Origin of the sequence: Roseixanthobacter liquoris (assembly GCF_043195135.2) — a bacterium.
Taxonomy (GTDB): domain Bacteria; phylum Pseudomonadota; class Alphaproteobacteria; order Rhizobiales; family Xanthobacteraceae; genus NCEH01.
This window is the reverse complement of the sequence record NZ_JBAFWP020000002.1, coordinates 142,223-154,451: the sequence shown is the minus strand read 5'-3', so window position 1 is coordinate 154,451 and position 12,229 is coordinate 142,223. Positions and strand designations below refer to the sequence as shown.

13 protein-coding genes are annotated in these 12,229 nt (G+C 66.1%); 4 read left to right on the top strand and 9 right to left on the bottom strand.

What is annotated here, in order from left to right; genetic code table 11:
* Positions 1-7: 7 nt before the first annotated feature.
* The 4 genes from V5F84_RS22570 to V5F84_RS22555 all read left to right on the top strand — a co-directional run bounded on the left by V5F84_RS22570 (position 8) and on the right by V5F84_RS22555 (position 4,012).
* Positions 8-592: a Spy/CpxP family protein refolding chaperone gene (locus V5F84_RS22570; RefSeq protein ID WP_132034838.1), complete on the top strand. Its 585-nt coding sequence runs from the start codon at positions 8-10 to the stop codon at positions 590-592.
* Positions 593-667: 75 nt separating this feature from the next.
* On the top strand, positions 668-961 hold the full coding sequence (locus V5F84_RS22565; protein ID WP_509277237.1) for a DUF2933 domain-containing protein: 294 nt from the start codon (positions 668-670) through the stop codon (positions 959-961).
* Complete coding sequence (locus V5F84_RS22560; RefSeq protein WP_132034834.1) at positions 958-1,635, top strand: methyltransferase family protein; 678 nt, start codon at positions 958-960, stop codon at positions 1,633-1,635. The genes V5F84_RS22565 and V5F84_RS22560 overlap by 4 nt, the downstream gene beginning before the upstream one ends.
* Positions 1,628-4,012, top strand: coding sequence for a heavy metal translocating P-type ATPase (locus V5F84_RS22555; protein WP_132034832.1), 2,385 nt, complete (start codon positions 1,628-1,630; stop codon positions 4,010-4,012). Before V5F84_RS22560 ends, V5F84_RS22555 begins: the two co-directional genes overlap by 8 nt.
* Before the next feature lie 32 nt (positions 4,013-4,044).
* Here V5F84_RS22555 and V5F84_RS22550 read toward each other — a convergent pair whose 3' ends face one another.
* From V5F84_RS22550 to V5F84_RS22510, 9 genes are all read right to left on the bottom strand, one after another.
* Entirely contained in the window at positions 4,045-5,322 is a 1,278-nt protein-coding gene (locus V5F84_RS22550; RefSeq protein WP_394044422.1) for a type II toxin-antitoxin system HipA family toxin, read from the bottom strand.
* Entirely contained in the window at positions 5,319-5,627 is a 309-nt protein-coding gene (locus tag V5F84_RS22545; protein ID WP_245504813.1) for a helix-turn-helix domain-containing protein, read from the bottom strand. The genes V5F84_RS22550 and V5F84_RS22545 overlap by 4 nt, the downstream gene beginning before the upstream one ends.
* A gap of 254 nt (positions 5,628-5,881) precedes the next feature.
* A complete protein-coding gene (locus tag V5F84_RS22540; RefSeq protein WP_165933833.1) occupies positions 5,882-6,277 on the bottom strand; it encodes a hypothetical protein in 396 nt (131 codons plus the stop codon).
* Between the two features lie 320 nt (positions 6,278-6,597).
* Positions 6,598-6,837 (bottom strand): hypothetical protein, encoded by a 240-nt coding sequence (locus V5F84_RS22535; protein ID WP_132034830.1) that lies wholly within the window; start codon positions 6,835-6,837, stop codon positions 6,598-6,600.
* A gap of 119 nt (positions 6,838-6,956) precedes the next feature.
* Complete coding sequence (locus V5F84_RS22530; protein WP_132034828.1) at positions 6,957-7,241, bottom strand: copper-binding protein; 285 nt, start codon at positions 7,239-7,241, stop codon at positions 6,957-6,959.
* 20 nt (positions 7,242-7,261) lie between these two features.
* Positions 7,262-7,735 (bottom strand): cupredoxin domain-containing protein, encoded by a 474-nt coding sequence (locus V5F84_RS22525; protein ID WP_132034826.1) that lies wholly within the window; start codon positions 7,733-7,735, stop codon positions 7,262-7,264.
* Between the two features lie 35 nt (positions 7,736-7,770).
* Positions 7,771-9,171, bottom strand: coding sequence for a multicopper oxidase family protein (locus V5F84_RS22520; protein WP_132034824.1), 1,401 nt, complete (start codon positions 9,169-9,171; stop codon positions 7,771-7,773).
* Between the two features lie 13 nt (positions 9,172-9,184).
* Positions 9,185-10,594: a TolC family protein gene (locus V5F84_RS22515; protein ID WP_394044426.1), complete on the bottom strand. Its 1,410-nt coding sequence runs from the start codon at positions 10,592-10,594 to the stop codon at positions 9,185-9,187.
* A gap of 495 nt (positions 10,595-11,089) precedes the next feature.
* Positions 11,090-11,575 carry a hypothetical protein gene (locus V5F84_RS22510; protein WP_394044428.1) on the bottom strand — a complete coding sequence of 162 codons (486 nt, stop codon included), beginning with the start codon at positions 11,573-11,575 and terminating at the stop codon, positions 11,090-11,092.
* Positions 11,576-12,229 lie beyond the last annotated feature (654 nt).

Sequence of the window (12,229 nt, the reverse complement as noted above, 5' to 3'; positions counted from 1 at the left end):
GCACACCATGACCACGTTCCGCAATCTGATGACGGCCGGTGCCCTGGGCGCGGCCCTGATCGCGTCGATGTCCGTCCACGCCGAAGATGCGCACCATCCGGCAGCCGCGCCATTGCCCGCGCCCCAATCCGCCGCCCCGATGCCGCTGCCTTCGGCTGCGCCCCCCGCCCAGGATCCGCAGCAAGGCGGAATGGGAAGCGGGATGATGGGCATGATGGGTGGCACGGGCATGATGGGCCAGATGATGGCACCGGCCCGCATCGAGGGGCGGATCGCCTTCCTCCGGGCCGAGCTCGGCATCACCGCCGCGCAGCAGCCGCTGTGGTATGCGTTCGCCGAGGCGCTCCGTTCCAATGCCCGGGGCATGACAGGAATGATGTCCGCCATGCAGGAGCAGATGATGTCCGGGCAAGGCGCCACGGCCGCGACCCTCCCGAAACGGATCGAGGCGCACGAACGCATGCTCGCCGCGCGCCTCGAAGCCCTGCGCAAGGTGAGGACGGCGCTCGACCCGCTCTACTCCTCCCTCGACGACGCCCAGAAGCGCACCGCCGACCAGCTCCTCATGCCCATGCCGATGGGCCTGATGTGAACCCGGCGGCGCCCGCGGAGCGGCTTCCCGCCGCGGGCGCCGGCCCGACCCATCTTGGAGAATCCGACCATGTCCATGCACCATGACGCAGATCATCTCGCCGCCGCCAACGACGACCGGGGTCGGCCAGCCGATCGCCCGTCGGGCGGCTTCTGGCGATCCAGGGGAGGCCTCGTCGCCATCGGCTTCCTCCTCATCGCGGCGTTCCTGCTGTTTTCCGAGCACCGCGCCCATGTCCTGGGCTACCTGCCGTTCCTGCTGCTCCTCGCATGTCCCCTGATGCACCTGTTCATGCATCACGGTCACGGCGGCCGGCACGACCACGGCGCAGGAGCCCCTCCGAGCCGTCCAGAGGGAGGCCCGCGATGAACGGATCTCCCGCCTATGGCCTCTGGGGCCTGGTGATCATCAACTCCGCGGTATTCATCCTGTTCGCCGCAAGCTTCGTCCGGCTGCGCACCTCCTTGGACTGGCGGTCGCTCGGCGCCTTCTCCGCCTTCGTCGTCGCGCTGTTCACCGAGATGTACGGCTTCCCCCTGACGATCTACCTGCTGTCGGGATGGCTCGGGCGGCAGTTCCCCGGGGTGGACTTCCTCTCGCACGATGCGGGACACCTGCTCGAGACGATGTTCGGGTGGCGCGTGAACCCGCACTTCGGCCCGTTCCACATCCTCAGCGACGTCCTGATCTTCGCCGGGTTCTGGCTGCTCGCCACGAGCTGGCACGTGCTCCATGCGGCCCAGCGGGAACATCGGCTGGCGACCACAGGCGCGTACGCCCATGTCCGCCATCCGCAGTACGTGGCCTTCGTCGTCATCATGTTCGGCTTCCTCATGCAGTGGCCGACCCTCGTGACCCTCGCCATGTTCCCGATCCTGGTGTGGGTCTACGTCCGCCTCGCCCGGCGGGAGGAGAACGCCTCCAGGGCCGAATTCGGCCCCGCATGGGACGCCTACGCGCGCGCCGTGCCGGCGTTCATCCCTCGGATCGGCATCGCATCCGGCCCGAAGCCCCACCATCCCGGAGCTCCCTCCCATGACTGAACCGCACGCCCATTCGGGCCATGCCCACCACCACGACCATGGCACGCATTCCCACGCAGGCACGGACGGGTCGCATGCCTCTCTCGTGAAGGATCCGGTCTGCGGTATGGAGGTGGATCCGGCGACCGCCACCCACCGCGCTACTCACCACGGGACGACCCATTACTTCTGCTCGGCGGGCTGCCAGGCGAAGTTCGAGGCGAACCCTTCGGCCTACGTCGCCGAGGGGCCCGCTCCCAAGGCGGACGGGAACAAGCCCGAGGGTGTGATCTACACCTGTCCCATGCATCCGCAGATCCGGCAGATCGGTCCCGGCAACTGCCCGATCTGCGGCATGGCGCTGGAGCCCGAGGTGGCGACACAGGAGACCGGTCCGAGCGCCGAACTCGTGGACATGACGAGACGGTTCTGGATCGGCCTCGTCCTCACCGTGCCGGTCCTCGCGCTGGAGATGGGCGGGCACCTCACCAACCTCCACATGCTGCTCGGCGCCAAGGCCGCTAACTGGATCCAGCTTGTGCTGGCGACCCCGGTGGTGCTGTGGGCAGGCTGGCCGTTCTTCGTTCGGGCTGGGCGCTCCCTCGTAACGCGCCATCTCAACATGTTCACGCTGATCGCCATGGGAACGGGGGTGGCCTGGATCTACAGCGTGGTGGCGACCGCCGTGCCTCAGGCCTTCCCGGATACGTTCCGCGCCGCCGACGGATCCGTCGCCATCTACTTCGAGGCGGCCGCCGTCATCACCGTCCTGGTGCTGCTCGGCCAGGTCCTGGAGCTGCGTGCCCGAGAGCAGACGGGCGGCGCCATCCGCGCCCTGCTCGACCTCGCTCCCAAGACCGCTCGCCGCGTGCGGGACGACGGCTCCGACGAGGACGTCTCGCTGGACGTGGTCGCCGTCGGCGACCGCCTCCGGGTTCGTCCCGGGGAGAAGGTCCCCGTGGACGGGGACCTGGTCGAGGGCCGCAGCTCCGTGGACGAGTCCATGATCACCGGCGAATCCATGCCGGTCACCAAGGAGGCCGGGGCAAAGCTCATCGGCGGCACGCTCAACCAGACCGGCGGTTTCGTCATGCGGGCAGGCCGCGTCGGGCGGGACACGATGCTGGCCCAGATCGTCCACATGGTGGCGGAGGCCCAGCGTTCCCGCGCGCCGATCCAGAGGCTCGCCGACGAGGTGTCCGGCTGGTTCGTGCCGGTGGTGATCGCCATCGCCATCCTCGCCTTCGCCGCGTGGGGCATCTGGGGACCCGTGCCGCGCTTCGCCCATGGGCTGATCGCCGCCGTTGCGGTCCTGATCATCGCCTGTCCCTGCGCCCTCGGTCTCGCGACGCCCATGTCCATCATGGTCGGCGTCGGCCGGGGCGCCGGTCTCGGCGTCCTCATCAAGAATGCCGAGGCTCTGGAACGCTTCGAGAGGATCGACACGCTGGTGGTCGACAAGACCGGAACCCTCACCGAGGGCAAGCCCAAGGTCACGGCCCTGAAGGCTGCAGAAGGGATGGACGAGGCGGAGTTGCTGCGCCTCGCTGCGACGTTGGAACGAGCGAGCGAGCATCCCCTGGCCGCCGCCATCGTCGCCGCCGCGCTGGAACGCAATCTCGCGCTCGGCACCGCCGAGGACTTCGACAGCCCCGTCGGCAAGGGCGTGACGGGCAAGGTCGACGGGCGCAGGCTGGTCATCGGCAGCCACCGCATCATGTCCGAGGAGGGCGTCGACCTCTCTTCCCTCACAGGGGAGGCCGAGGCGCTGCGCGGCGAAGGCGCGACCGTGATCTTCGTCTCGGTCGACGGGCGCCTCGGCGGTCTCGTCGCCATCGCCGACCCCATCAAGGCGACGACGCCAGCCGCCGTCGCGGCGCTCCGCGGCGCGGGCATCCGCGTCGTCATGCTGACCGGCGACAACAGGACGACCGCGCAGGCGGTCGCCCGCAGGCTTGGCATCGAGGAGGTCGAGGCCGAGATCCTTCCCGAAGACAAGGCGAAGGTGGTCGCGAGGTTGCGGAAGGAGGGCAGGATCGTCGCCATGGCGGGCGACGGCGTGAACGATGCCCCGGCGTTGGCCGCCGCCGACGTGGGCATCGCCATGGGCACGGGCACGGATGTGGCGATCGAGAGCGCGGGCGTGACGCTCCTGAAGGGTGACCTCCAGGGGATCGTGCGCGCGCGTCAGCTCAGCCGCGCCACCATGGGCAACATCCGCCAGAACCTATTCTTCGCCTTCATCTACAATGCGGCCGGAGTGCCGATCGCAGCCGGAGTGCTCTATCCCGCCTTCGGCTTGCTGCTCTCGCCCATCATCGCAGCCCTCGCCATGGCGCTCTCCTCGGTCAGCGTCATCGCCAACGCCCTGAGATTGCGGACGACATCGCTGGAATGAGACGTGAAAGATCGTCGAGGCGGTGCGACCCATCATGGGCCACGCCGGGGTTTCGGCGTGCCTTGCACGCCTAAGGCTCGGCCGATCTCCGTTGCCCTTGATCTGGGCACCTTGGCGACGTCGGCGAACTCGGGCCAGCGATCGATGGCCTCACGAACCTCGTCGATGATGCTTCGAGCCACGGACTCTTCGATAGACATCGTCTCCGCAACACGAAGAATGTCGCGCTCGCGCGGATTCCGACCCTCGCCCGCGATGTCCAGGTTGTGCTCACCTCCCGCACCTGGTGAAAAGGTGAGGTCATAGGCTGGTGTCAGGGTCCAGGAACCTTGTTCATCCATCCGGAATGCGTGGTTCTTGGCGTGATCGTCCCTATTCCTCGCGAACACGTTGAAGGTCATGCGCCTGAACATCTCCGAGAGCTCTCGTTGATCCCGCGTCAGGACCAGGACGATCTTGTGCAGCGTGATGTAGTCCAGGCTCGGCGAGCGGTGGTCGGCGTTGACCAGCGCGCTCGCCGTCTGGACGTGGACACGTCCTAGGGGGGTCCTGTCGAACCGCCGAGCGGCGAAGTAGCGCCCACCGGAGAGCGTTTCGATGAGTCGGGTCTCCGGCATGGAAATTCCCGCGGCATCCGCCATCACGGCATAGGCGTACTCCTCGGTCCCGATTTCATTGCCATCCTCGGCTCCGCGAAACTTCACGATCCATCGGGTGTAGGCCGGAGGCATTTCCTCGCCGTAATCCGGTCGGATGGAATCATCCGGACCGATGCCGACGTTTATCTTCGGCCTCGCTCCGCCCGATCCGCCCTGGGCGCCCCGTAGCACATCGATCTCCGATGTGCTGACATCGGCCATCACGAGTTCCGATTGCTCCGCGAACCAGTCGAGGTCATGGGAACCGCGGTCTTTCTCGTCTCCATCGAACTCGGGCGCATAGCATAACGCCCCCATGCCACCGGAACCTACAAAGGCCAGACGGTCGAGCGGGGTCAATGCAGTGAAATCCAGGCTTCTCCTGGCGAGCGACCTATCGAGCAGCTTGCGCCCCCAGCCATCGGGCAGACTGTCGTTGAAAACCCCATGGAGGCCTTGGAAGGGTTCGCGTGGCGCGGCATGTACCTCCGGCTTGACCGGCAAGTTGAATGGAGAGATTGGCAAGGGATCTACGATGAAGTCGGGATCGTACTCGAAAAATGCCCTGCGTTGTGCCGTGCCCCACGCAAGCCTTCCGACGGGGCGAGGGGTGTCTCCCACCTCAAGTGTGACCTTCAGTGTGGAGACCGTAGTGAATTGAGTCGACTTCACGTCCGACGCCCCCTCGCTCGTTTCGGCTTCTCGATCACATCCTCGATGGTGATTGGTTCGCGGGCAGGGAACAATCCCGCAAAGCCGGTTTCGGAATCGAGCGCGAATGCGATCTTGATCAAGCTGGCAAGGGAAATGACTCCGCTTCTCTCGAATAGCTTTAGGGTGCCGAGGCTCACCCCGCTCCGTTCCGCCAATCCGACCTGAGTCAGGTTCATCTCGAGCCGCTTGTCTCGGGCTCGGCGCGCGACGCCCCTCAGCACACCGCCAGGCGACTCGAGCTTTAGGGATGACATGATATCCATTGTCTTCCTCCGGCGGAATTAAGGGATAATATATTATCTATTAAATGATATAGATCAAGCTTTGGATGTCACGAATCTTGGTCGGAGGTGCCGGCAACCATCCCGAGTCCGGCAGGTCATAGCCGCAGGGAAGCACGCCATCGTTAGCGCAGATGGGCCGGGCAGCTTGACCCGGCCAGTGACCATGTCGAGACAATAGCCGCCCATCACCCGCACGGGACAGCAGTTTGGTAGCAAGTTGATTGTCGCGGGCCTCACCGGGGTTCAGTGTCAGCCGTCTCGGAAGGCCGTTGCTGCCTCGGTCGCCTTCTCTGGGCGATGCGCTCAAGGGACTGCGCTATCCTTGCAAACAAGCTACTGAAATCAGGAAGGTCAATCATCGCCAGCAGCAAGGCGGCGACCCAAAGAATATTTTGGTGGGTGAACATCGCAAGGAGGCATAAGACCGCGACAATCTCGTACTGAAATTTTTGTCCTTTGTGAGCGATATGCTCTGGCAAATGGTGCAAGCGCAGCACCAGTAGGCCCAAAATAAACGTGAAGAGCACCAGGAATATGCCCATCACTATCATCAGGATGTCGGGCTGGCCGGGCGCGGAAACGAACCATGGCACGTGCGCAGGGGAAATTGGCTGCTTTGGCTCGATCATGATGTCGCTGTCCGTATCGTCAGCCTCGCTTTCCATCGCGCGGGGCGCAAGGCAGATCGCCCTTCCTCCGGGAGGATTACTTAGGTGGTCTCTCCAGCAGGAGTTGATCTAAGTCTATATTCCAATGCCGCACTGCCAGTCCGGTCGAATACGTCGAAGCGAATATCCGTGCGAGTACCCCAGCCGCCGCACGAACGCCGCGTTGAAGCTTGTCGAGCTTTGGCACGCATTTCGTGCGGACCTCCGTCTGTCGTCGATCCGCACTATGGCTCTGCATGGTGGGTCCGATGGAACATGGCCGATGGATCGATCAAGTCGCGCTACGGATTGATGGTCGGCCTCCGCCCTGTAGCGCCCGCGGGACTGACGTCGGTCGCACCGTGCGGCGCGGCCACATCACTGCATAGCCGACGCACTGGTATGGCCGAACGCTGAACATCGCGGAATTCGTGACGCGCCTTCTCCTTCTGCGAGAGCCGCGACGAATACGGATCGGACAACGCTGGCGCGGTCGAAAGCGCGACCAGCGTCGTTGCCAGGATGATCTGCCTGATTGCCATGAGGGGGTCTCCTTCCGCCGTTGCGTCCGCGGATCAGGAACGCGGCATAGTCCGTGTCCCGTCCGCTGGATCGATCTTGGTTGCCCGCGGGGCGGTCTCCCGCCCCGCGGGTGTTCGAATCACTTCGCCTTCTGGATCTTGGTGACGGTGAGCCGTCCGTTGACCCGGTCGGCCTCGAACGTGACCTTGTCGCCCGCCTTCACGGCCTTGAGCATCGCCGGATCGCCGGCGGCGAACACCATGGTCATGGCGTCCATGTCCAGGTTCGGGATGGCGGCGTGCTTCAGGGTGATCTTGCCTTGCGCCTCGTCGACCTTGGTCACCTCACCGCTCACGGGAGCAGCCTGGGCGAACGCCGCGGCGGTCGTGAGCAGGAATGCTGCGGACAGCAACAGCTTGCGCATGATGGGTCTCCTTGGTTGGATCACTTGACGATGATGGTGCCGAACATCCCGGCTTCTCGGTGGCCCGGGATGAGGCAGGAGAAATCGAAGGTTCCCGCTTTCGTGAATTTCCAGACGATCTCGCCCGTCTTCTTCGGCATCAGGCGCTTGGCGTTGGGATCGTCGTGCTCCATGTCGGGGTTCTTGCGCATCTCCTCGGCGTGCTTGAGGTTGTCCTGAAGCGTCGCGAGGACGATCTCGTGATCGAGATCGCCGTTGTTGCGAAGCACGAACCGGACCTGCTCTCCGGTCTTGATCTCGATCTTGTTCGGGATGAACTGCATCTTCCCGTCCGCCTCGCTCATGACGACCTGAATCACGCGGGACGGCTGCTTCGGATTTCCCGGCTCGCCATAAGCGCGCTCCTCGCCATGGGCATGCCCTGCGTCGGCGAAGGCGGGAGCGGTGGACACGACCGCCGAAAGCAAGGCGGCGGCGATGAGGTATATCTTCATGGTTGGTCCTCTCGTTGAACCTGGGATGGGGAAAGTCAGTGCTGGTGTCCGCCCGCCCGCCCGGCGCCGGGCTTGACGACGTCGACCTCGATGGTCCGCGCGGGGTCGTAGGAGGGCGCGGGCGCGCGCTCGGCGGCCTTGTTCTCGCCGGTCCACTCGAACGCGACGGTGCCCGGCGGGTTCTTGAACCAGCCCGGGTCCTTGTAGTCGTTGCGCTCAAGGCCCTCGCGCACCTTGACCACCGAGAACATGCCGCCCATCTCCACCGGGCCGAACTGGGCGAAGCCGGTCATCATGGGCAGGGTGTTGTCGGGCAGCGGCATCTCCATTTCGCCCATGTCCGCCATGCCCTTGGCGCCCATGGGCATGTAGTCGGGCACGAGCTTGCGGATCTTGCCGGCCGCCTGCTTCAGGTTGGCCCCGATGTACGTGCGCACGTCGTGGCCCATGGCGTTCATGGTGTGGTGGGACTTGTGGCAGTGGATCGCCCAGTCCCCCTCGTGATCGGCCACGAAGTCGAAGGCACGCATCTGGCCGACCGCGCAGTCGATGGTCACCTCCGGCCAGGCGGCCGCCTCCGGCACCCATCCGCCATCCGTGCACGAGACCTTAAAGTCGTAGCCGTGCATGTGGATGGGATGGTTCGTCATGGTGAGGTTGCCGAACCGGATGCGGACCTTGTCGCCCTTTCCCACCACGAGCGGGTCGATGCCGGGGAAGGCGCGGCTGTTCCAGGTCCACAGGTTGAAGTCGAGCATCGTGTTGACCTTGGGCACGTAGGCCCCGGGCTCGATGTCGTAGGCATTGAGGAGGAAGACGAAGTCCCGATCCACGCGGCGGAAGGACGGGTCCTTCGGATGCACCACGAAGAAGCCCATCATGCCCATGGCCATCTGGACCATCTCGTCCGCATGGGGGTGGTACATGAAGGTCCCGCTCTTTCGGAGCTGGAACTCGTAGACGAAGGTCTTCCCCGGCTTGATGTGGGGCTGGGTGAGGCCGCCTACCCCGTCCATGCCGTTTGGCAGGATCTGCCCGTGCCAGTGGATGGTGGTGTGCTCCGGCAGCCTGTTGGTGACGAAGATGCGCACCTTGTCGCCTTCCACCGCCTCGATGGTGGGGCCGGGTGACTGGCCGTTGTAGCCCCACAGATGGGCCACCATCCCCGGCGCGATCTCCCGCACCACGGGCTCGGCGACAAGATGGAATTCCTTCCAGTCACCGTTCATGCGCCATGGCGCGGTCCAACCATTGAGGGTGACCACGGGCTGGTAGTCCGGACCCGTGGTCGGGAAGAGAGGCGGCTGCATGGTCGCCTCCTTCATGGTGGCGGCCTCGGGAATGGAGGCCGCCTGGACGCGGCCGGAGACCGCGCCTGCGCTCACCAGCGCCAGGGCGCCGGAGGCTCCGAGGAATCCTCGTCTTGAAACGGGCATGGTTCGTCTCCGATCAGTCGCTGGCACCGGCGGCCGCGGAGGCGAGAACGGTTTCCCCGCCTCCCGCACCGCCGCCGATGATGGCCGTCTGGAAATCCACCTCCGCCAGGAAGAAGTCGCGCTGGGCGCCGATGGCGGAGACGTTGCTGTCGATGCTCTCCCGCTCCGTGGTGAGCAATTCGAAGACGTCGATGAGCATGCCGTTGTATTCCAGCAGCGCCTGCTCATTGATGGTCTTGCGCAGGGGGAGGATCCTCGCCTGGTACTGGCGGGCGATGTCGTAGCTCGCCCGGTAGGTCACGTAGGCGGCCCGTGCCTCGGAGCGGACGTTCACCGCCTTCTCCATGAGGAGGTTCGCCGCCTGCATGTAGGTCTCCTGCGCCCGGCGGACGTTGGTCTCGCCGAGGTCGAAGATCGGCACCTGGACCTCCAGCTCGAATCCCTGGGGACGCAGGGTCTCCCCGTCCGCACGCTGGTAATTGCCGCGGTATCCCCCCTCGAGCAGGGAGACGAAGCGCGTCGCCTGCGTGAGGCCGAGGGACTTCGCCATGGCATCGAGCTCGAGCCGAGCCGCGATGAGGTCGGTGCGCTTGAGGACCGCCTCGACCTCCACCTGGGGTTCGGTCCGGATGCGCCCCGGCAGGCGCGGGAGCTGGGACGGCAGCCTGTAGCCGACGTCGTTGCCCCACAGGCCGAGCTGCCGGGTCAGGGCCTCCCGGTCCGTCGCGGACTTGAGGCGTGCCCGGGCGAGCTCGTTCGATACCTCCGCGTAGAAGGCGCTGGCCCTCGCCTGGTCGAGCTTCGTCGCCGCCCCCGTCTCGCCCAGCTTGACGGTGAGATCGGCGGCCGCGTCCGCCGTGAGGCGAGCCTTCTCGAGGAATGCCTCCGCCTGGCGCGACGCCACGGCCCGGTAATAGGCGCGACGTGCCTCGGCGGCGGTTCTGAAGGTCGCCTCGACCGCCCGCTGGCGGGCAGCCTCGAACTGGGAGCCGGCGATCTCGCTCCGGGCGGGGAGCGTCAGGAGCGCGAGCACGTTCGCCACCAGCCGCCGCTCCACGTCGAGCTCCCCGCCGCCGTTCAGCCGCTCCACCCCGAAGCTGGGATTGGGCGGAAGGCTCGCCGCCACGTAGGCGGCCTCGGAGATTCCGAGGGCGTTGTACTGCGCCTGAAGTCCCCGGTTGTTGAGGAGGGCGACCTGGAGCGCCGCACGGGCGTCGAGGGGCCGGGACAGAAGCGCGGACACGCGTGCCCGCGCCGTCGCGGCCTCTTCCTCGGACGTGATCTTCACCACCTGCCCGCCGATGTCGCCCGAGACCCGGCTGGCGACGGGGGCCATGCCGCCGTCGGGGGTGAAGGTGACGCAGCCGCCCAGCAGCAGCGCCAGTGGAATGGCGAGCACCATCCCGGAAGGAAGCGGAGCCATCACCGCCCTCCCTGGCCGGGCGCCAGGCCCTGGTTCTGCTCGATCCAAGAGCGGGGCGGCACAGGACGGTAGTCGACGTCGCCCGCCAGCACCGGAGCGTACCGGACGGCGGGCACGGCAACCGAGGGGTCGGCTGGATCCGGGCCGCTCGTGATGGGCGGCGGACCGGAACATGCGGAGACGAGGACGGCGAGGGCCGTCGGAAGCAATGACTTCATGAATGACCTCGGGGTGCGGCCCCGTCGGGGGCGCCGCTCTACAGCCGGGAACGGATGGGCTATGGGCGCGGGCGCGCAGTGCGCGGCCGCGGCCTGCCGTCGGCTGGGTCAGGGACCGGTCGAGGAGCGTAGGATTGCCGACCACCGAGGCCGGATGCCAGGGCAACCGGGGGCGGACGGCCTTGGTCCATGGACGTCAGGACCCGCTCGGTCGGGACGATCGAAGATCATCCGCGGCGAGCATGTCCGATACGTCCTCGACGAATCGCGAGACGGATCAGCCGATCTGGGGGCTGGAGAGCTTCGGGGGCCGGTCGAGCCGCATCACCGAAGCCTGGATACCGTCGGTGTCGGGCGGTAGGGCCTGCCTGCCGAGGACAAGGAGTGTCACCAACGGCGCGTGGAATGCGGTCGGGATGGCCATATGGCACGCCGCCGCGCAGCACGAGCTCGCATCGCCGACATGGGCATGACCGTCGCCGCAAGCCGCCTTGTCCGTGCAGGGATCGGCTGCCTCCGAGGCGTGATGATGGCCATCGGAGGCTTGTTGCGCCTCATGCCGATGCCCGCCTTGCGCCTCTGCCATCGCCCGGTGGTGGGCGGTGTCCCCGCTACCCAAAACGGTGCTTGCGTTCGCATAGCCCCAGCCGACCCCGGACGCCGTAAAGACGATCGCGGCGGCGAGCAGTACGAGGTTGCGAAGGGCACGAAGCATGCGGCGCAGGATAGCGGCTTCCTGCCGCATGGCAAGGGGTGAGCCCATGGTCGGTATCACGGTCGCGGGAACACCGGTACGTGCGTGCCGGAGTGGTTCGTCCCGTGGGAAAGCGACGCGGGGGTCGAGTTCAATCCACAGCGGCGCCGGTCACGCTTGGCGCGGGTGATTCCCTGTGAGTAGGCGTTGGCCAGTCGCATCAGGCCCTCGGATTTGGACAGCGGCCTCTGATTCTCAATGCCGAGCTCGGTCGCCAGCTGCATCGCCGCGGCAACGCGTCTCTTGGCCGGCGTGCGGGCCGACCGGTCGCCAGCAATCGGCCGACTTCGTCCGGAATAGATGCCAAGTGGTCGTTCTGCCGATACCCGGCAGCGAACGCACCAATCGGGGTGCCGCAGCGTCAACGCCGGACGACCGGTACCAGGCGGCTAGTGAGAGCCGGAGCGACCCAAGAGGCGCCTCCACGAGATCCGCCGCCGAGCCGCACAGCAGCCCCGGCCGGAGACGCCTAGCGCGATCGAGGGGAGGATAGGAACATTGCGGCGCAACGGCAAGTTCTTGCGCCCATATTGAAGGTGGAGGGAATTGAACCTTCGGAATGCGGGCTTGGCGTCCTACGCATACGGCTTGGACGAGCGGTCATGCGCATCGTTGGATCATCAGCAATCCGTAGCATCAGATAATTTGTTCTCGTTCTCCGCG

Coding starts and splice junctions, on each gene's coding strand:
- V5F84_RS22570 (WP_132034838.1), top strand. CDS start 8: ATGACCACGTTCCGCAATCTGATGACGGCCGGTGCCCTGGGCGCGGCC.
- V5F84_RS22530 (WP_132034828.1), bottom strand. CDS start 7,241: ATGCGCAAGCTGTTGCTGTCCGCAGCATTCCTGCTCACGACCGCCGCG.
- V5F84_RS22525 (WP_132034826.1), bottom strand. CDS start 7,735: ATGAAGATATACCTCATCGCCGCCGCCTTGCTTTCGGCGGTCGTGTCC.
- V5F84_RS22545 (WP_245504813.1), bottom strand. CDS start 5,627: ATGGATATCATGTCATCCCTAAAGCTCGAGTCGCCTGGCGGTGTGCTG.
- V5F84_RS22515 (WP_394044426.1), bottom strand. CDS start 10,594: ATGGCTCCGCTTCCTTCCGGGATGGTGCTCGCCATTCCACTGGCGCTG.
- V5F84_RS22520 (WP_132034824.1), bottom strand. CDS start 9,171: ATGCCCGTTTCAAGACGAGGATTCCTCGGAGCCTCCGGCGCCCTGGCG.
- V5F84_RS22540 (WP_165933833.1), bottom strand. CDS start 6,277: ATGATCGAGCCAAAGCAGCCAATTTCCCCTGCGCACGTGCCATGGTTC.
- V5F84_RS22555 (WP_132034832.1), top strand. CDS start 1,628: ATGACTGAACCGCACGCCCATTCGGGCCATGCCCACCACCACGACCAT.
- V5F84_RS22565 (WP_509277237.1), top strand. CDS start 668: ATGCACCATGACGCAGATCATCTCGCCGCCGCCAACGACGACCGGGGT.
- V5F84_RS22535 (WP_132034830.1), bottom strand. CDS start 6,837: ATGGCAATCAGGCAGATCATCCTGGCAACGACGCTGGTCGCGCTTTCG.
- V5F84_RS22510 (WP_394044428.1), bottom strand. CDS start 11,575: ATGGGCTCACCCCTTGCCATGCGGCAGGAAGCCGCTATCCTGCGCCGC.
- V5F84_RS22560 (WP_132034834.1), top strand. CDS start 958: ATGAACGGATCTCCCGCCTATGGCCTCTGGGGCCTGGTGATCATCAAC.